General features: G+C 48.3%; 17 protein-coding genes. 7 read left to right on the forward strand and 10 right to left on the reverse strand.

Translation table 11 applies throughout. The annotated features are described in order from the left end of the window. Positions 1–9: 9 nt before the first annotated feature. The 4 genes from feoB to greB form a co-directional block, all read right to left on the reverse strand. Positions 10–2,331, reverse strand: a complete 2,322-nt coding sequence (gene feoB / locus JK154_RS07700; RefSeq protein WP_211991928.1) for a Fe(2+) transporter permease subunit FeoB — start codon at positions 2,329–2,331, stop codon at positions 10–12. A gap of 55 nt (positions 2,332–2,386) precedes the next feature. Next, positions 2,387–2,611, reverse strand: a complete 225-nt coding sequence (gene feoA, locus JK154_RS07705; protein WP_211991929.1) for a ferrous iron transporter A — start codon at positions 2,609–2,611, stop codon at positions 2,387–2,389. A gap of 477 nt (positions 2,612–3,088) precedes the next feature. After that, a complete protein-coding gene (locus tag JK154_RS07710) occupies positions 3,089–5,413 on the reverse strand; it encodes a Tex family protein (protein ID WP_211991930.1) in 2,325 nt (774 codons plus the stop codon). A gap of 111 nt (positions 5,414–5,524) precedes the next feature. Then, a complete protein-coding gene (greB, locus tag JK154_RS07715) occupies positions 5,525–6,004 on the reverse strand; it encodes a transcription elongation factor GreB (protein ID WP_211991931.1) in 480 nt (159 codons plus the stop codon). Positions 6,005–6,240: 236 nt separating this feature from the next. Here greB and ompR point away from each other — a divergent pair, with 236 nt between their 5' ends. Next, on the forward strand, positions 6,241–6,960 hold the full coding sequence (ompR, locus tag JK154_RS07720) for a two-component system response regulator OmpR (RefSeq protein WP_211991932.1): 720 nt from the start codon (positions 6,241–6,243) through the stop codon (positions 6,958–6,960). Continuing rightward, positions 6,957–8,333: a two-component system sensor histidine kinase EnvZ gene (envZ, locus tag JK154_RS07725; RefSeq protein WP_211991933.1), complete on the forward strand. Its 1,377-nt coding sequence runs from the start codon at positions 6,957–6,959 to the stop codon at positions 8,331–8,333. Before ompR ends, envZ begins: the two co-directional genes overlap by 4 nt. A gap of 70 nt (positions 8,334–8,403) precedes the next feature. On the opposite strand, the gene pckA is transcribed toward envZ, so the two are convergent. From pckA to JK154_RS07750, 5 genes are all read right to left on the reverse strand, one after another. Continuing rightward, positions 8,404–10,023 carry a phosphoenolpyruvate carboxykinase (ATP) gene (pckA, locus tag JK154_RS07730; protein ID WP_211991934.1) on the reverse strand — a complete coding sequence of 540 codons (1,620 nt, stop codon included), beginning with the start codon at positions 10,021–10,023 and terminating at the stop codon, positions 8,404–8,406. A gap of 285 nt (positions 10,024–10,308) precedes the next feature. Then, positions 10,309–11,187, reverse strand: coding sequence for an Hsp33 family molecular chaperone HslO (gene hslO, locus JK154_RS07735; protein ID WP_211991994.1), 879 nt, complete (start codon positions 11,185–11,187; stop codon positions 10,309–10,311). Positions 11,188–11,213: 26 nt separating this feature from the next. Continuing rightward, a complete protein-coding gene (gene hslR, locus JK154_RS07740) occupies positions 11,214–11,615 on the reverse strand; it encodes a ribosome-associated heat shock protein Hsp15 (RefSeq protein WP_211991935.1) in 402 nt (133 codons plus the stop codon). Beyond that, a complete protein-coding gene (yrfG, locus tag JK154_RS07745; RefSeq protein WP_211991936.1) occupies positions 11,615–12,295 on the reverse strand; it encodes a GMP/IMP nucleotidase in 681 nt (226 codons plus the stop codon). The genes hslR and yrfG overlap by 1 nt, the downstream gene beginning before the upstream one ends. Before the next feature lie 185 nt (positions 12,296–12,480). Next, complete coding sequence (locus JK154_RS07750; RefSeq protein WP_211991937.1) at positions 12,481–14,613, reverse strand: IgaA/UmoB family intracellular growth attenuator; 2,133 nt, start codon at positions 14,611–14,613, stop codon at positions 12,481–12,483. Between the two features lie 333 nt (positions 14,614–14,946). Here JK154_RS07750 and nudE point away from each other — a divergent pair, with 333 nt between their 5' ends. Continuing rightward, positions 14,947–15,507, forward strand: a complete 561-nt coding sequence (gene nudE, locus JK154_RS07755; RefSeq protein ID WP_211991995.1) for an ADP compounds hydrolase NudE — start codon at positions 14,947–14,949, stop codon at positions 15,505–15,507. Positions 15,508–15,628: 121 nt separating this feature from the next. Here the strand turns inward: nudE and mrcA are convergent, their stop codons facing one another. Beyond that, positions 15,629–18,175, reverse strand: coding sequence for a peptidoglycan glycosyltransferase/peptidoglycan DD-transpeptidase MrcA (gene mrcA, locus JK154_RS07760; protein ID WP_211991938.1), 2,547 nt, complete (start codon positions 18,173–18,175; stop codon positions 15,629–15,631). Between the two features lie 142 nt (positions 18,176–18,317). Between mrcA and JK154_RS07765 the strand changes: the two genes are divergently transcribed. From JK154_RS07765 to JK154_RS07780, 4 genes are read left to right on the forward strand one after another with little or no spacing between them, the layout of a single operon-like run. Further along, on the forward strand, positions 18,318–19,136 hold the full coding sequence (locus JK154_RS07765; protein WP_211991939.1) for a pilus assembly protein: 819 nt from the start codon (positions 18,318–18,320) through the stop codon (positions 19,134–19,136). Next, a complete protein-coding gene (locus JK154_RS07770; RefSeq protein ID WP_211991940.1) occupies positions 19,133–19,684 on the forward strand; it encodes a PilN domain-containing protein in 552 nt (183 codons plus the stop codon). Before JK154_RS07765 ends, JK154_RS07770 begins: the two co-directional genes overlap by 4 nt. Further along, positions 19,671–20,147 carry a hypothetical protein gene (locus JK154_RS07775; protein ID WP_211991941.1) on the forward strand — a complete coding sequence of 159 codons (477 nt, stop codon included), beginning with the start codon at positions 19,671–19,673 and terminating at the stop codon, positions 20,145–20,147. Before JK154_RS07770 ends, JK154_RS07775 begins: the two co-directional genes overlap by 14 nt. Beyond that, positions 20,134–20,457: a DNA utilization family protein gene (locus JK154_RS07780; RefSeq protein WP_211991942.1), complete on the forward strand. Its 324-nt coding sequence runs from the start codon at positions 20,134–20,136 to the stop codon at positions 20,455–20,457. Before JK154_RS07775 ends, JK154_RS07780 begins: the two co-directional genes overlap by 14 nt. The last annotated feature ends 8 nt before the right edge of the window (positions 20,458–20,465 follow it).

Genomic DNA, 20,465 nt, shown 5'->3' on the forward strand with positions numbered 1-20,465 from the left:
GCGTCTCCTTTAATGACAGTCCCCAGAATTTTTACGACAGCACGGCTCGGATACTCGGTTTACCGCAGGTTCCAGCGAGATACTGACACGGCTTCGAGCACGACGCAGCCCCCAAACCAGCAAGATATTAAATATGATGACAGTCAGAATACAGGTCAGGCTATAACGTGGATGCGCACTGAACATGACGCTCTGATAGTAAAGTGTGGACAAAGAATAGGCGAGATTCAGCCCCCACAGGACAGAAAACATCATCCATCCACGGCTCGATTCCCGGGCAATGGCCCCCATGACTGAAATACAAGGAATATAGAGCAGGATAAAGATGAGATAGCTATACGCCGCTGCTTCGCTGCCAAACTTCGTGCTCATTGTTCCCATTGCGCCACCGGCCATCTCACCGTCGCCTTTACTGGCCTCGATAGGATTGGCTAACACGCTCAGACTGAACGTTTCTTTAAGGCCATCCCAGGTTTCGGCGACAGCATCCTGTAGTTCATCCAGCAAGTTAAAGGTCGCCGGGTCGAAATCATCATTGTGAATATCTTCGGCGGTATAGAGGGTATTCAGCGTTCCGACTACGACTTCCTTCGCCATTGCTCCGGTAAACAAGCCTACGGTCGCTTGCCAGTTATCGTCCTGAATACCAATGGGGTTCAATAGTGGGGTGAGTACCTGGCTCACTGACGCCAGGGCAGACTGATTAATATTATCCACCTGCTGGCCATTAAACGAAAAGCTATTAAGACCACCAATCACCATACTGACAATAATGATGATTTTACCCGCACGTAAGATAAAGCCTTTAAGACGCTGCCAGGTTTGTAACAACAGGCTTTTTAAATGGGGAACATGGTAGACCGGTAGCTCCATAACGAAGGGAGAAGCCTCACCACGCATAATCGTATATTTAAGTAGTAACCCGGTCAGAATGGCCATCACAATACCGAGAATATAGAGTGAAAAGACGATAAAAGCGCCTTTCTGACCAAAGAAAGCGGCTGAGAAGACGGCAAAAATTGCCAGACGAGCACCGCAGGACATAAAGGGGGCCATCATAATGGTCATAATGCGCTCACGCGGTGCATCAAGGGTTCGAGCCCCCATGACCGAAGGAACATTACAGCCAAAGCCGACAATCAGTGGCACAAAAGACTTGCCGGGTAGCCCCAGGGACTGCATGAGTCTGTCCATCACGAAGGCAGCACGAGCCATATAGCCTGAATCTTCCAGGAATGAAAGAAACAGATACATCATACCGATTTGTGGCACCAGGGGGAGAACCGTATTAATCCCACCACCCAAGCCCTGGGCGAGGAATACGGTTAGCCAGTCCGGCGCATGCAGAGTGTATCCAAGCCACTGAATACCATTAACAAATATAGCAATTGAACCTGCATCAAAGATGGGCTGCAGTGCACCACCAATATTGATTGCCAGGAAGAACATTAAATACATGACTAGCAGGAATATTGGCAGTCCAAGATAACGGTTGATAATCACTTTATCCATCATCACCGTCATGCGATTCGGTGCGGCAGTCAGTGTGTTACTGACCGCCTCACAAAGGGTGGCAATGGTTTGATAACGGGCATCAGCAATGATAAGCGCCGGGTCATCAAGGCTCTGCATGACGCGCTGTTGTGAAGCCGCGAGCTCTTCAGGGCTGCTTTTTGCATAAGACTGGCTGTATATATCCCCTTCAAGCATCTGTAGTGCGAGCCAGCGGCGGCGGTGTTCCGGGATATCTGCCGCCATGCTGTCAGCAAGGTGGCTCGCTTCAGTTAATAGCGCTTCAGGATAGTTCACATGGGTGGCATGAGGATTTGGTCGTTTTTCGTCAATAGCCAGTTTCAGGGCTTCAATGCCGCTGCCTTTGGTGGACACCATCGGGATGACGGGACAACCAAGGCGTGCGGCCAGGGCATCAATATCGATCTTAATGGCCTGTTTTTCGGCAATATCAAGCATATTCAGAGCCACGACACAAGGGATGCCCAGCTCCAGCAGTTGCAGCGTCAGATAAAGATTACGCTCAAGATTTGAGGCATCCACTACGTTGATCAGGACATCTGCTTCACCGCTGAGAATATAGTGGCAGGCAATTTGCTCGTCCAGCGAGGTTTGCGCCGAAATGGTGGTGAGTGAATATGTTCCTGGCAGATCGACCAGGGTAACTTGTTGTTCAGCTGTTGAAAAGTGCCCCTCTTTACGTTCGACAGTAACACCTGCCCAATTACCAACCCTTTGACGCGCACCAGTAAGCTGATTAAAAAGCGTCGTTTTACCCGAGTTAGGGTTACCAATTAAACCAACGATTAATTTATTCATGTTACCTGTACATTTTATTTTTAAGTGGTGGCTGGCAATTAGAAAATAGAGTGGGTTAACAAACCGCCTCAAGATTTAACAATGCGAGATCTTTTTTGCGTAATACCAGATTGACGCAGCGCGTTTTGATATGAATCGGGCCACCGAAGGGAGCAATACGCACTACCTGAAAAGAAGAGCCTGGCAACATACCAAGTGATAATAGTTTCTGACGATAAGCAGGGCTAATTTCAGGGGCGAAACCGATAATTTTCCATGCACTATTGGGCAACAGTTTCATAAGACCTACTTAGAGCAACACTCTATGGAAGATTGGCCATATTCAAGGGCGAAGCATTTCACACCATGAAAGTTTATTAATCTGTCGAGAGGCAAGGCAATCAACTCTAATAATGATAATAATTATAGTTCGTATCATCAATATTTTTTTATATTTGACGGTGCAATATCTATTTTATTGTTTTTTTACCTCTTTTTTTAATTCAGATTTGATGTCTATTTTTAAATAGATATCAATTTACGCTACTTAACGATAACAATCAGGCAGTTGTTTATATTTGTTGTTAGTGTGTGAAATATTTATGCTGACTGTTAATTTTTTACTTTTGAGGTGACAAAAATAAAAATTATGCTACCCGTTTATTTGAATTCCATTTGTCGAGCATGACTTCGGCAGCTAACAATAATAGGACAGATTGTTTTTACACAGTTTTATATAAGAAGAGTCCGCCAGCCAGGTGGCTGGCGGAAGAGGAGATTAACGTTTCTTGCCAAAGGCAGCACTGAGAGCATCACCCATAGCACTATTACCAGCGACAGTGGTATTGCTACGCCCACGCGGTGTGGCAGACGGTTTTTTCTGATCACGTACATTGGTGCTGGAACGGCGACTCTGGGTTTCACCGGGTTGCTCATCAAGACGCATGGTCAGGGCGATACGCTTACGCTGTAAGTCTACTTCCATCACTTTAACCTTAACGATATCACCGGCTTTAACCACTTTATGGGGATCGTCGACAAACTTGTTGGCGAGTGATGAAATATGAACAAGGCCATCCTGATGCACACCAATATCGACAAAAGCCCCAAAATTGGTGACGTTAGTGACAGCGCCTTCAAGTACCATGCCCGGCAGGAGATCATTCATTGTTTCGACTCCTTCGGCAAATTGCGCAGTTTTAAACTCCGGACGTGGATCACGACCTGGTTTTTCCAGTTCTTTGATGATATCTGTCACGGTAGGGAGTCCGAAACGTTCATCGGTAAACTGGCTGGCTTTCAAACCTTGCAACGCACTGCTATTGCCCATGATCTGCTGTAACGCCTGGTGGGTGGTCGCGAGGATTCGTTCAACAACCGGATAGGCCTCCGGGTGAACGGTAGAGGCATCCAGAGGGTTATCCCCATGATTAATACGCAAAAAACCGGCACATTGCTCAAAGGCTTTAGGGCCAAGACGGCTAACGTTGAGTAATTGCTGGCGATTATTAAACTGACCATTCTCATCGCGCCAGGTAACGATATTTTGCGCGATCATACGTGTCAGCCCGGCAACGCGGGTGAGTAGGGGTACGGAGGCTGTATTCAGATCGACCCCGACGGCGTTTACACAGTCTTCTACTACGGCATCCAGCTTTTTAGCCAGTTGGGTCTGGCTGACATCATGCTGATACTGGCCAACACCGATGGATTTTGGATCAATTTTTACCAGCTCTGCTAACGGATCTTGCAAGCGTCTGGCAATAGAGACCGCACCACGTATCGATACGTCGAGGTCTGGAAACTCGAGTGCTGCGAGTTCTGAAGCAGAATAAACGGATGCCCCGGCTTCGCTGACAATCACCTTTTGTGCGCTACTGATAGCAGGGAACTGTTTTTGTACGTCAAGGAAGAAGCGTTCAGTCTCCCGTGAGGCAGTCCCGTTACCAATTGCCACTAACTCAACATGATGTTTTTCACATAGTGCCGCGACTGCAGCAGCAGCTTTTGCCGCCTGCCCGGTATGGGGGTAGATCGTATCGGTTGCCACAAGCTTACCTGTTGCATCCACTACTGCAACTTTTACGCCGGTGCGTAAACCCGGATCAAGGCCCATCGTTGGGCGCAGGCCAGCCGGTGCTGCCATGAGTAAATCACTGAGGTTACGGGCGAAAACGTTAATGGCTTCTTCTTCCGCATGCTCCCGTATTGTGCCCATTAATTCTGTTTCAAGGTGCATTAATATCTTAATGCGCCATGTCCAGCTCACTACAGCGCGACGCCAGCTATCCGCGGGGGCATTATTTAAATGCAGGTTGAGGTGTTCGATGATCAACTGTTCGCAATAGCTTTCACGAGGCGGTTCTTCAAACTGCGGGTCTGCATTGAGGGACAGCTGAAGCACACCTTCGTTACGACCACGGAACATGGCCAATGCCCGATGTGAGGGAACGGTTGAAACCGGTTCGTGATGATTGAAGTAGTCGCGAAATTTTGCGCCCTCCTCTTCTTTTCCCGTCATCACCAGTGATACTAGGTGGGCATTTTTCCACAGATAATTACGCACTTTTGCCAGCAAGACGGCATCTTCAGCAAAACGCTCCATCAGTATGTAACGTGCACCATCAAGTGCAGCTTTGACGTCAGCAACGCCTTTGTCTGCATCCACATACTGGATCGCCTCTTGTTCCGGGGTGAGGGATGCATCATTCCAGAGTCGGTCTGCCAAGGGCTCTAACCCGGCTTCAATCGCGATTTGACCACGGGTGCGCCGTTTGGGCTTGAAGGGGAGGTAGAGATCTTCCAGCTCCGTTTTGCTCAAGGTACTATTAATGGCATTTGCCAGGGACTCGCTGAGTTTTCCTTGATCGTCAATCGACTTGATAATCACTTTACGCCGGTCTTCCAGTTCCCGTAAGTAGCCCAGGCGAGTCTCTAGCTGACGCAGCTGCGTATCATCCAGTCCACCGGTAACTTCTTTACGGTAACGGGCGATAAAAGGCACGGTATTTCCTTCATCCAGAAGACGAACAGCGGCTTCCACCTGTTCATTTCTGGCCCGTAGCTCATCCGCAATAATGCGGTAAAGCGAATCATTCATCATAGTTTCTTGTCTACTCCAGGGCGAAAAATTCAGGGACAGTTATACGGGGTGAAGATGAAAACTTCCAGCAACTATCTCTGATATATAAAGATTCGGATAATACTCTGAACCTTACTCGGGGGGGATGTATCTTATTTCATTCACATACCAGACAGTCTCCCCCGCTGGGGTCTGCACAGTGGCGACATCACCACACTCTTTTTTCAGTAATGCCCGCGCCATTGGGGAGTCGATAGAAATATAGTCTTTACGTCCAAAAATCTCATCGTAGCCCACAATCCGAAAATTGAGCCTGTTTCCGTCGTCATTTTCAATCTCGACCCAAGCCCCAAAGAAGATTTTCCCCTCTTGTTGGGGGGAGTAATCAACAATTTTCAATTGTTCAAGACACTTTGCGAGATAACGCACGCGCCTGTCTATTTCCCGTAGACGTTTTTTATTGTATTGATAGTCAGCATTCTCACTACGATCACCAAGGCTGGCAGCCCATGTCACTTTTTTAGTGACCTCAGGACGCTCGATGCGCCATAAATGATCCAGCTCTTGTTTTAACTTGTTGTAACCTTCGCGGGTAATGAGGGGCGTTTTCATTTTTTCGCCTTATCGCCAGTCAATCTGTAGGGTGATTTAAACCGATAGCAGTCAGGAAATGCAATGACAGGAATACAGGCTGGCATGCGATAATTACGTGTGGTTACACGGATAAATTATTGTTAAATATGCTTTGTAACAATTTCGACTAGAATATATACCAGAATTGACTGGTCGTATGAACGCAGTTTTTTAAGAATACAGGCTCAACAGTTCTAGCCTTTGGGAGTACTAAGATGCAAGAGAATTATAAAATTCTGGTTGTGGACGACGATATGCGCCTGCGTGCCTTGCTGGAACGTTACCTTACGGAGCAAGGTTTTCAGGTACGCAGCGTGGCTAATGCCGAACAGATGGACCGTTTACTGACTCGCGAGTCATTTCATCTGATGGTTCTTGACCTGATGTTACCCGGAGAAGATGGCCTGTCCATTTGTCGTCGCCTGCGGAGCCAAAGCAACCCGATGCCGATCATTATGGTCACGGCGAAGGGGGAAGAAGTTGATCGTATCGTTGGGCTGGAAATTGGTGCCGATGACTATATTCCGAAACCTTTCAACCCACGTGAACTTCTGGCGCGGATTCGCGCAGTCCTGCGTCGCCAGGCGAATGAACTACCAGGCGCTCCTTCACAAGAAGAGGCGGTCATCTCTTTCGGTAAATTTAAATTAAATCTTGGCACCCGTGAAATGTTCCGGGAAGATGAACCTATGCCCCTGACCAGTGGTGAATTTGCGGTGCTGAAAGCGTTGGTCAGCCACCCGCGTGAGCCACTTTCCAGAGATAAATTAATGAATCTGGCTCGTGGGCGTGAATATTCCGCGATGGAACGTTCAATCGATGTGCAAATCTCCCGCCTGCGACGCATGGTGGAAGAGGACCCGGCTCATCCACGTTATATTCAGACCGTATGGGGTCTGGGTTATGTCTTTGTTCCGGATGGTTCTAAGGCATGATGAGAGTTCGCTTCTCACCACGGAGCTCCTTTGCTCGTACTTTGTTGCTCATCGTCACCCTACTTTTTGTTAGCCTGGTGACCACTTACCTTGTTGTGTTGAACTTTGCCATTTTACCGAGCCTTCAACAATTCAATAAAGTGCTGGCTTATGAAGTAAGAATGCTAATGACTGATAAGCTGCAGCTTGAAGATGGAACTCAGCTTGTTGTACCACCGGCATTTCGTCGTGAGATCTATCGTGAACTGGGTATTTCGCTCTACTCCAACGAGGCGGCAGAAGATGCCGGCCTTCGTTGGGCACAGCATTATGAGTTTCTGAGTCAGCAGATGGCCCAGCAATTAGGTGGGCCCACAGAAGTCCGGGTTGAGGTCAATAAAAGTTCACCGGTTGTCTGGCTGAAAACCTGGCTGTCACCCAATATTTGGGTTCGGGTTCCACTCACTGAAATTCACCAGGGAGACTTCTCTCCGCTGTTCCGCTATACGCTGGCAATTATGTTGTTGGCGATAGGTGGTGCATGGTTATTTATCCGAATTCAGAACCGACCTCTGGTCGACCTTGAGCATGCAGCGCTTAAGGTCGGTAAAGGTATTATTCCCCCGCCATTACGCGAATATGGCGCTTCGGAAGTGAGATCGGTAACCCGGGCGTTTAACCATATGGCTGCCGGGGTCAAACAACTGGCTGATGACAGGACACTGTTAATGGCAGGGGTTAGCCACGACTTACGTACGCCTCTGACCCGTATTCGTCTGGCGACTGAAATGATGGGAGAGGAAGATGGCTACCTCGCAGAGTCAATTAACAAAGATATTGAAGAGTGTAATGCGATAATCGAACAGTTTATTGATTACCTGCGTACCGGGCAGGAAACCACTCTGGAAATGACCGACCTGAACAGTGTGCTGGGTGAGGTTGTCGCGGCTGAAAGCGGTTATGAACGTGAAATTGAAACCAGCCTGCAGGCCGGGGAGCTGCGCGTTAATATTAATCCACTTTCCATTAAACGTGCGGTAGCCAATATGGTCGTCAACGCTGCCCGTTATGGTAATGGTTGGATCAAAGTGAGCAGTGGTTGTGAGCTTAATCGAGCCTGGCTACAGGTTGAAGATGATGGTCCAGGCATTGAGCCTGACCAGCTTGAACATCTGTTCCAGCCTTTCGTGCGCGGGGATAGTGCGCGTAGCACGAGTGGGACGGGATTGGGTCTGGCAATTGTACAACGCATTATCGACAACCATCATGGTCAGCTGGATCTTGGTAAAAGTGAGCGTGGTGGGTTACGCATACGGGCTTATTTACCACTCCCAGTTAGCCAAATGGTCGTGAATACCGGGAACGGGAAAAACGACGCACGTATACCGTCCTGAGATAAATAATGGTAATAAAAAAGGGTTTATGTCTGACATAAACCCTTTTTACTATTAAAAGCCTGGTGGATTAAACTTTGGGCCCTACTTTTACCAGTGCAGCCCCGGCTGGGGTATCGGTATACTTATCAAAGTTATCGATAAATAGTTTTGCCAGATGATTCGCCTTGTCCTGCCATTGTTCAGGAGTACTGTAAGTTTTACGTGGGTCGAGAATTTCACTGTCCACGCCCGGCAGTTCTGTCGGGATCGTCAGATTAAAGACAGGCAGGTTTTGGGTTGGGGCATTGTCGATGGAGCCATCAAGAATGGCATCAATAATTGCACGTGTATTCTTGATAGAGATCCGTTTCCCTGTGCCGTTCCAGCCTGTATTCACTAAGTAAGCCTGAGCGCCGGCGGCTTGCATGCGCTTCACCAATACATCGGCATATTGGGTCGGATGCAAGGTTAAAAATGCTGCGCCAAAACAGGCAGAAAACGTGGGCGTGGGCTCCGTGATACCTCGCTCAGTTCCGGCAAGTTTAGCAGTAAAACCGGAAAGAAAGTGGTACTGGGTTTGTTCCGGTGTCAGCCGCGCGACGGGGGGTAAAACACCGAAGGCGTCTGCTGTCAGGAAGATGACCTTGTTTGCGTGTCCCGCTTTCGATACGGGTTTAACAATATTATCAATATGATAAATCGGGTAAGAGACACGTGTGTTTTCTGTTTTTGATGCGTCATCAAAGTCAATGGTTCCATCAGCACGGATAACAACATTCTCCAACAAAGCATCCCGACGAATCGCATGGTAGATATCGGGTTCGGCCTCTTCAGACAGATGGATGGTTTTGGCGTAACAGCCCCCTTCAAAATTAAACACGCCGTCATCATCCCAGCCATGTTCATCATCGCCAATCAAACGACGCTTGGGATCAGTCGAAAGCGTGGTTTTCCCGGTGCCTGATAATCCAAAGAAGACCGCGACATCCCCTGTCTCACCGACGTTGGCTGAACAGTGCATGGCAGCGATCCCCTTCAGGGGCAGCAGGTAGTTCATGATAGAGAACATCCCCTTCTTCATTTCGCCACCATACCAAGTCCCGCCGATAAGCTGCATTTTTTCTGTCAGGTTAAAAGCCACAAAGTTTTCTGAGTTGAGCCCCTGTTCTTTCCAGTCTGGGTTGGTACATTTTGCACCGTTCATGACGACAAAGTCCGGGGTAAAGGTCGACAGCTCTTCATCGGATGGACGGATGAACATATTTTTAACGAAATGCGCCTGCCAGGCGACTTCGGTAATAAAACGCACAGCCAGGCGGGTATCAACATTTGCACCGCAGAAGGCATCAACAATAAACAGTCGCTTACCGGAGAGTTCCTGGGCGACCAGCCCTTTCAGATGATCCCAGATTTCTGCCGATAACGGTTTATTGTCGTTTTTGCCTTTACCTTTATCGGACCACCATAAGGTATCCCGGGTGGTCTCATCACGGACAATATACTTATCTTTGGGAGAACGTCCGGTAAAAATACCGGTATCGACGGCGATGGCGTTTAAATTCGTCTCCCGCCCACGTTCAAATCCTTGTAAATCAGGATTGAGCTCCTCACGGTACAGGGTGGCATAATCAGGATTATAAATAATATCGCTAACATCCTTAATGCCGTAAGCCTCGAGATCCTGCGGGGTTATCTTGTTCACTCGCATTGTCCTTCTCCTTAGCCAATCGATTATTTCTGTATTGTAGAGGTATTTGCGGGTGATACGCCGCGACGACCATCATAGATTTTAGATGTCAAAAAATAATAAGTAGCAAAAAAAACCAGGAAAATGATATTGATCAGTGATGAATGCTAAATTTTATAACTATTAGCATGATTAATATATGATGGGAGAGGGCGTCACAGTGCAATGATGGGGTAAGTACGGACATTCGTAAAAAGGGGGCGTGCAAGTAACCGCCTGCGAATAAACGCAGACGGCTTACAGGGATCAGTGAATATGTGAGTCTGATGCAGAAGCATTATTGCGCAGAGCAGCAATATCCATTGCATCGAAGATATAATGATTACCGCAGTATTCGCAGTTCATATCAATCTCGTTATCTTCTTCCAGGATGCTATCAACTTCCTCTTCTGGCAGTGTTTTTATCGCAGCGGCGCAGCGTTCACGTGAACAGGTACAGGTAAAGACAACATCTTGTGGATCATAAAGCGTCACTTCTTCTTCATGATACAAACGCCACAATACCTCGTTGGCTGGAAGTATGAGTAATTCCTCGGCCTTAATGGTATCTGTTAAGGTCGCGAGATGGTTAAAGTCGTCAATCTGGGTATCCTGCGCGGGTAATACTTGCAACAACATTCCCCCTGCAGCAGGTTTACCTTCTACGGTACCAGTACGGATAAACAGACGTGTAGGAAGCTGCTCTGAACGCATAAAGTAATCTTCCAGACAGGCTGCCAGTGTCTCTCCTTCAAGACCAACGACGCCCTGGTAACGCTCACCTTCTTCTGGGCTAATGGTGATCACCAGATAGCCATTGCCGATAAGGTCTTTCAGTGATGCGTCGTCGGCAACATCTCCTTGTACACGGGCCACGCCGCGCATTTGTTGCTTATTATTACCGTTGATCACAGCCAGTGACATTGGGCCATCACCTTGTAGCTGAACAGTAATTTCACCATCAAATTTTAACGTTGCGGTCAGGAGACTTGTGGCAACCAGTAGCTCACCAAGAAGGTTTTTCACTGGTTGCGGATAATCGTGGTGTTCCATGATTCGTTGCCATGTCTCAGATACCGTGACAAGTTCGCCACGAACGGCATGGTTTTCAAATAGATAGCGGTACAGTTTGTCGTGTTGAGTCATCATCATTTCTCTTACTGATGGCGGAATTAGGTATTACCGCTGTGTTTAAATTTCATTAAGTCACGGCGCTCTTTTTTATCGGGGCGACGATCTGGATGTGGCATAGTCAGTGCGTTCATTTTGCGCGCAAGGGCAATTTTTTCTCGCCGGGTAATGCTTTCTGCTGTTTCTTCATAAAGCAAAGCAGCCTCTGATGCCGGACGGCGCTGGTCAGTTATCGCCAGGATAGTCAGTGTGCGTTCATCGTTCCCCTGGCGCAGCGTTAAAACAGCCTGTAACTCAACCAGTTTTCCTGGTTTTGTATGCTGGCCGTTATAGTGGACCTTACCACCTTCAACCATTTCCCGAGCTAAAGCGCGAGTTTTATAGATACGCGCAGCCCAAAGCCATTTATCCAGACGAATGCCTGCTGCCGTTTTCTCTTTCATTACGTCTCCTGGGGAGAAAGGGCTGGTATCAGATAATGGTAATCCCGGACTGCAGGGTGCCGCCGAAAAACTTGTTCTTCACGATGCGAATCGGGATTCAGAACCCCGAGGCAGTAACGGATCCCAAAGGATTTTGCCGCGTCCAGTATCACTTCCGAGTCGTCAATAAATAGCGTTCTATTGATATCAAGCCCAGTATGCTCAACGACGGCCTGCCATAATCGTTTGTCTTCTTTCGGATAACCAAATGTATGGGTTGAAAGTAATAAATCAAGGTGTGATTCAAGCCCAGTGTATTTTAACTTAACCGCCAGATTATGGGGGTGGGCGTTGGTCAGCAAAATGCAACGCTTGCCGTTTGCTCTCAGGGCTTTCAAAAAAGGCAGCGTATCCGCGCGTAGCGTCGCTTTGGCGCCCTGTTCATCCATCATGGCATAGATATCCAAGTCCAGACGTTCACTCCAGTAGTCCAGGCAGTACCAGTTTAAGCTCTGCTGTACGCGGTTGTACTCGCTGGAAATTAACTGATGTGCATCTTGCAGCGAAATACTACGCTGTGAACTGAGTGCTGCAGGAACCCACTCTTGCCAAAAGTGGCGATCAAAGGCTAAGTCCAGCAGGGTTCCGTCCATATCCAGCAGTAAGGTATCTACCTCCTGCCAGGCAATATCAGTAAGCATAAATAGGCCACCCGATGAATATGAGATAAATATAAACGTAATAGTTCAAGCGGCAGATATACGGGTTGCCCTCGGTCAGCCAATCCGCTGATTACTGCCTGTTCTTTGGGGCGACGGCAGCGTCCTGCAACTCGAACAATTTTATGTATCACCAGGGTAACATAAATTATGCCGGGTCGCAGGGATCAGCGTTTTGGCAGTAGCAAGGGGGCTGAAGATTTTAGTACGTGATCATAGTAGCGCTGTATTTCACCGGGACGATTGCGGTCACGGCGATAACGATTAATGGCGATAACACTACTAACAACAAAGCACACCAGCATCATACCCAGCAATAATGAAATCATGGTATAACGCCAGTCATTATAGGTGTCTGAGGTGCTTTGCAGAATGACGTGCTGCGTTCCATTCGTATCGGTATAGGTATCGGTAATAATACCTTTTGCGATAAATGGCGCCCGGGATAGTGTCTGAGCCAGGTTCATAAACTCAGCCCACTGTTCTTGAGCAGGGTAGTCATACAAGGGGGATGGTGATGGTACGTGGACTGTTAAATCCCGGCCTTCATCATTCACAAAGATATAGCCGCCAGCAATTGGCGCGTTCAGTAAGCGTGCTACATGGGTTATTTCACGGGTAAAGAAAGGCGCGGTCGAGGTTGTTACTAAATTATTCAATGACTCAGCACTGATCGGGCGTAACATCACATTCACACCGTCGAGTCTTCCATTATTTGCCCAACGCACTAACGTATTCCAGTCTTTGGTATTACCCAGATTAATTAATGCATTTTTAAGCCGCACACATTCTTCTTTGGCCTGACACAAGGCCTCAGTTTTCAAAACGATTCCAGAAAAATCATCCAGCAGTACCATTCCTGAACGGCGGATTGCGGTCGCCAGCTGTGGGTTCACCTTAGAACTGTCTTTTACTGATGGATTAATCTGTAATTTTACTGCCTCGGACAATGCAAGGGCTTGTCGAGTCGATTCGGAAGCGATCAAAGCCTCAGGCGCTGATGCCTTCCAGCTAATCTGTGAACAATCGAAGTGTAGGTAGGGTTGATTCTGATTGGCAGTATATCTGTCCGGGGCGTTGATATGGCAGGTCCCGGTACCGCTAGCCCTCAGTGTATCACCGACATGTAACGTAAATTTATTCAGGTCATTGATACTGGAAACATCGATAGTCTTAGCACCACTTAGCCATGATGTACTGAGCTTAAGTGGCATTTCCAGCGGTACCCATATCATCATCATCAACAGGATAAGTAGCGAACCACAGGCGATGACCAAAGGACGTAGCCAATGTTGCAGCGGGAAAAGACGCACTTCATCGTGGAGGGAAAGAAACGCCCCCTGACGTACCACATGGCGGTCAAGGTAGATATCGATATCGGTTTTTTGTCCCAAGTCTTGCGTGATATAGGGTTGCCAGTGCGGGGGATAAGTCAGGTCGATAATACCCAGCGAAATATTGTTTATCTGGTCGCGATGCGACTCCCCAAAGAGCCCCCAGCGTTTAGGGGTTCCACGCAGGCGATGTATTTCGCGTAGCTGGGAAGAGGATACAGGAGAAAATATACTCCATAAACTGGCAGCGATCAGAGCCATGGCACCACCAGCAAGCCACGGCATCAAAACAGGAGGTCCCAGAACACTGAGGAACAGAATAAAGAATGCGAGGCAAATCAGGATGGCTTCTGGCAGCTGTCTGGATGTATGTAGAACATGTTCTTCAACGCTCTCCTGGCGTGTTCCGAGTAGCTCAATGGGGGTGCTCTCTTCCCGGCGAATAAAGGCTTGCTGCCCAGGTTGCTCTGGCGCGATATTTAGTTGGGGTTCCTGGGTGTAGTGTTGCAGGGTGTGCCCATTCAGAGCAATGACCAGTGGCAGCGGTTCCGTCAGGATCAATTCAACATCATTGTCATTGGCAATGTATTGTTCCCAAAACAGAGGCAGATGAACTTCTGTTGCGTCCAGATAGAAACGCCACTGATTAGTATCATTAACAGAAAAACCATAACGAGTAATCGCATGACTCAATGAAATCACCGTGTCATGACGTGCATTAAGCCTGAGCTCTGAGGGTGGAGCACTTGATCCTGACGGGGTGATGATATCCTGAGTAGGGGATGTGAGCTGAAGGTAGCGCTCGATGGCGGCTTGTTCTTCTGCGGTTTGCTTACGAGTGGTTGCACCAGTAAACAAGGGGGCTCGCTGAACATAATATCGTCTGCGAAGGACGCGCCATATGAGCAATCCCGCAATAAGAAAGCAGATAAGCGAAGCGACCAACAAAAGTAATGAGCTACTCATTATTTACCCATTAAACAGTTGTTTTACCCATCAAATATAGCAAACGACAACCCCTTATAATGTTGAATTCTCTGATGTTGTTATCGGCAGATAAGTCTTGTTACTTGAGATGTTTTATTATAAATAGCCTATATTGCCGTCATGCTAACAAAGTGATATTGAATTAAATATAAGTAAAATCCTATTTGATTATCGATATGTTGACATTTTATGTTTGCCATGATTTTGTGCTATCAGTAGGTTACTATAATGTAAATAATAAACATGTTCGTTGCGCAAAGCATACGACGTATCGCACAATCAATTATTCATTTCATTGTTAATTCCAGCCACATGAGCCATTTTTTAAAAAAACCGACAATTTTACATGTAGAAACCGTGGCACGTTCGCGACTGTTTGCTATTGAAACGGTGGATCTGGAGTTCAGCAACGGTGTCCACCGGGTTTATGAACGAATGAAACCGACAACCCGGGAAGCTGTATTGATCGTGCCTGTTATTAACGATCACCTGATTCTGATTCGTGAATATGCTGTTGGTACAGACTCTTATGAACTGGGCTTTCCCAAAGGGCTTATTGATGAAGGTGAGTCGATAATCGAGGCGGCAAATCGCGAGCTGAAGGAAGAGGTTGGCTTTGGAGCCACTGAATTGACTTTTGTCATGAAGCTCGGCATGGCCCCTTCTTATTTCTCAAGCAAAATGAATATTGTTATTGCTGAACATTTGTATGAAGAGTCGCTGGAAGGGGACGAACCCGAAGAGCTACCGCAGGTGCATTGGCCGATAGACAATATCATGGGGTTACTTGAGGAAAGCGATTTCAGTGAAGCACGTAATGTCAGTGCACTGTTTTTGGTTCGGGAATGGTTAAAGCAGCAAGGACGTTTGTGAGTTATCCTCAAATCAGCAGCAGGACTATGTAACAGAACCAAAAGAGAACAAAAAGGGGCCAACATTGTTGGCCCCTTTTTACTTTTTATAGCACGGTAACACCGCAATCTGCTGCAATAAATTAGAACAACTCTCGTTCTTGCCCGTCTTCCATAATCGTTGTCCCGGCTTCATTTATCGCTTGGTGCGTCGGTTGAGTACCTTCAATGAAGTATTCGTCACGACTGCTGCCACCACTGGATAGCTGGCCGGTGGCCCTGTCTATATTCACCGTCACGACACCCTGAGGTGGGGTCAGTGGTTGTTCTGGTACACCATCAAGGGCGATTTTCATAAAATCATCCCAAGCTGGTTGAGCACTTTTTGCTCCCCCTTCATAGCCAGAAATTTGATCCCTAATCGCCCCGGATGCGGTAGTGCGCCCTAATTCACGGCGGTGGTCATCAAAGCCTATCCAGACGGAAGTGACGACCCCTGGTCCGTAGCCTGAGAACCAGGCATCTTTGGAACTGTTTGTGGTACCTGTTTTGCCACCAATATCGCGACGTTTCAAGTCCCGCCCTGCACGCCAGCCAGTCCCTTGCCAGCCTGGTTCACCATAGATGTTACTGTTCAGGGCACTTTTAATCAGGAATGCCAGTGGTGTATTCACCACGTGTGGTGCGTACTGTGACTCAAGCACAGACTTGTCTGGCGTTGCCTGTTCCAGTTCAGGGCTGGGTACTGGAATATTTTGTGTGGTCTGAGAGATAGCCACATCTTCAGTGCTCTGATTATTCAGCAGATCAGACTTGGGAATACTGCCATAGACTACAGGGATATCGCAGTCCGGGCAGGCTGTTTTAGGCTGGGCCTCAAACAGCGTCTGGCCACTGTCATTAACAATTTTGGACAGATAATAAGGGGTGACAAGGAAACCGCCGTTTGCCATAACTGAGTATCCTCGGGCCACCTGTAACGGAGTAAACTCGGCAGCACCCAATGCCAGGGATTCGGTGCGCACAATATTTTCTGCCGGGAAGCCAAAACGCTGTAAGTAATTGGCTGCATAGTCCACACCCATCGCACGCATAGCGCGTACCATCACGACATTTTTCGATTGCCCCAGCCCTTGGCGCAGACGAATGGGGCCAGAGTACTCTGCGGGGGAGTTCTTCGGTCGCCAGTCAGAACCCGCACCTGGGTCCCAGCGTGAAATGGGGACATCATTCAGAATACTGGCCAGGGTGAGGCCTTTATCCATGGCAGCGGTATAGAGGAAGGGTTTGATGTTCGAACCTAACTGGCGTAATGCCTGAGTGGCACGGTTAAATTCGCTTTGGTTAAAATCGAAGCCGCCAACCAGCGCCAGCACCGCGCCATCGTTCGGGTTGAGTGACACTAATGCGGAGTTAACATCAGGCAACTGTCCCAACCACCAGACATCATTCACTTGGCGAACCCAAATTTGCTGGCCTGCCCGGACGACATCAGTAACGCTGCGAGGTGTCGCGCCTTGTGCTATGTCGGAACGATAAGGCCTGGCCCAGCGCATACCTTCCATCGGGAGCGTGATGCTTTTCCCATTCCCCATCAGGGCGAAGGCTTCTGTTGCACTGGTGCCAGTGACTACTGCAGGCGAGAATGGGCCATAACTTTGCAATTTTTTTAGCGCAGAGGTGATTTTTGGCTCATCCCAGGGCGACTCTCCGGCTTTCCATAGCACCTGTGAAGGCCCGCGGTAGCCATGCCGCATATCATAGGCAATAACGTTATTACGCAGGGCCTGCTCTGCCCCAAGCTGTACGTTACGCGTGATAGTGGTGTAAGCCTTATAACCATCCTCATAGGCATTCTCGCCATAGCGGGTCACCATATCCTGGCGAACGAGCTCAGTCAGGTAGGGGGCTGAAAAGGCAATCTCTGGCGTGTGGTAATAGGCTTCAATCGGCTGGGCGCGCGCTTCATCATACTGCTGGTTAGTGATGTAGCCCTCACTGAGCATACGCGCCAGTACCACATTACGACGAGCAGTAGCACGTTCGAGTGAATAAATCGGGTTAAATGTGGATGGTGCTTTAGGCAGCCCGGCAATCATCGCAATTTCATTTAGCGTCAGTTCATTCACTGTTTTACCGAAGTAAACTTGCGCTGCTGCCCCAACGCCGTAGGCGCGGTAACCGAGATAAATTTTATTAAGATAAAGATTAAGAATTTCATCTTTGGTGAGTAATTGCTCTATGCGTATAGCGAGGAATACCTCTTTGATTTTACGCATTAATGTTTTTTCTGGACTCAGGAAGAAGTTACGCGCCAGTTGCTGGGTGATGGTACTGGCTCCCTGTGATGCATGACCAGAAAACATAGCGACACTGGCAGCACGGAATATCCCCACGGGGTCGATACCATGATGCTCATAAAAACGGCTGTCCTCGGTGGCGACAAAAGCGTGGATCATGACCGGAGGGATCTGATCCAGAGTCAGAGGAATACGTCGTTTTTCACCATATTGAGCGATCAACTCGCCATCGGCGCTATAAACCTGCATGGGGGTCTGCAGACGCACGTCTTTCAGAGTCGCAACATCAGGCAGTTGAGGCTCAATATATCTGTATAAGCCGTATAGCGAGGCTATACCCAGTAGCATGCAACAGACTGCAAGGAGGAATAAATACTTTACGAACTTCACCTTAAGACTCTCATTAGGTTTTCATTGGGTAGTTTATAAACACCAGCCCGGTAGTATAAAGACAAGCCAGACGCTTTGATATACCCGAGATGAGTTCGGGTTAATGGCATGTCCACATACGACGAAATAAGGAGATGCACGTATGATGTTTCCTGGCTGGCAAATTGGCCTGGATATTCAAATGGAAGGAGTACGTGCCATTGCTGTGCAGTGGCATCGTCAAGGCTGGCAGTTGCGCCACTGGTGGCATTTTCCATTTTTTTCTCCTGTGTCTGGCGATGACATTTTTTCGCAACCCGATGCTCTGTTTAAGGTTCTTGATGGCTGGCGTAAACAACTACCAAACCGCCACAGCCTGCGAGTGAGCTTTCCTGCCCAGCGCACTTCACAACGTAAGATTTCTCCTCCTGACAGTGATATTTGCGAAAAAGTACGTGAAGACTACATTGCTTATACAGCAGCACAACAGTTACAAGTGCCCGTTTCCCAAATATGCTGGGATTATCTTGAACAAGGTGGCGCGCTGAACGTGAGCACCGCCCGACAGCATGATATGGATACGTTGCTGGCCTGCCTTAAGTCAGTTCAATTGGTGCCAAACGCTGTAACCCCCTGTGACAAAGTCCTTCAGGCCTTGCCGGAAACATGTTACCCACCTGGATGTGATTACCTGGTGCATGAGGAGCCTGACTATTGGTTATGGGCGAGTTGTCGCACTGCAGGGTATTCTGGCTGGCAGAATAAACAGCAAATACCTTGCCTTTCTGGTCTGTGTGATTACCTTGGCAGTCCTGCTGAAAACATGGCGTTTAGCAGTGGCTGTATCGAAGACAGACCAGCTCTGACTGTACAGTCGCTGGATGTCTGGCCGCTATTAATTCGGCAGTACCCACCGCTTCCCCAGCAAAAAGGGCGCTATACCATTGCACTGGGCCTGGCTTTGGGGTGCTCGCGCGGATGACTCCTTTGATTAATTTATTACCCTGGCGTGCATTGCAGCGTCAGCGTCGCTTGTATTTTCGTATTGGAACCACGATTTTCGTGACGTTATTACTGGGCTGTAGCTTTTGGACAACGTGGGCCTGGTTCAGCCAGGAGGTTATCGCGTTGCAGGGGCAAGGCGATGTATTAAAAGAACAACTCCGTAAGCTACAGGAAACACTGCCGCATCAACAGGGATGGCAACTGGGGGATGATCAACGGTCACCAGGTGGCATCGTCGACAGGGAGAGACAGCATCATGTATCACGTTGGGGAGATATTCTGGCGGCTTTAGCCAGTCAGTTGCCTGAAAGTAGCTGGTTAAGCACGGTCACCTGGCAAGAAAGCATTATGACCCTGGAAGGCTATACCGTAGATATGGCAGATCTTGAAAGAATAAACCTGTCACTGAAACAACTTCCTGGTCATTTCCATGTCAGGGCGGGCCCTGTCAGCCATCATGCCAGCTTCGGGCTGAGTTATAGCTTTACACTGGCAGATCATGGGGGTGCACTTGGCTTACCTTGAGCAACTGTTTATCACAAGGAGTTATCGCTACTTCGCGTTGACGCTTACCGTATTTGTACTGGTGCTGCTGTTCTGCGGCTGTCTATGGTCAGGGAATGAACGACAAGAGTACCACGCGATCCTGCAACAGCATGCGCAGCTCCGGCAACAGCTGGCAATCATGCAGGAAAAAGACAATTCGCAGCCTGTTACAGTGGTACCTAAGGCTCCTTTAGTTGCACCAGTTGCACCGATATTTTCGGTGGTTGAAATCCTCAGACAGTCTCATGGGCGGCTCATTCACTGGCAACCAGATGCCTTACATGCACGGCTCGAACTCTCCCTTGCCTGGGAAAATGTACCATTTTTCTTTGAGCAGATTGCGAATTACCGTGGCTTGAATCTGGCATCTTTTCACATTACGGCTGTGCCGGATTCTATGGCTGTTATTTTAGTCCTGGAGTTCAGTTATGAGAATCTGTAGCTGGGTGCTCTGTTTGGGGATGATCTCTTCGCCGCAAGCCAGTTTGCGTAATCCTTTTGTGATACCACTTCCTCGTTGTGAAGAAACGTTGAAACAGCTTGATGACTGGCATCTAAAGGGAACGGTCGGTTCTTCTTCCCGCCGTATTGCGCTAATGGCTCCACCACAACATCCACCACTCAGGGTCAGCATCGACACTGAAATTATGGCGGGGGTAAGCGTAGTGGCTATTGGTATTGCCCATGTCAGTGTCTCTCTGGCTGGGATATGTGGCGGGGCGCATTATCACTGGCATTTGTACGTAAAATAGTTTGAAAC

The sequence above is a fragment of the Citrobacter sp. JGM124 genome, assembly GCF_018257795.1.
Lineage (GTDB): Bacteria > Pseudomonadota > Gammaproteobacteria > Enterobacterales > Enterobacteriaceae > JGM124.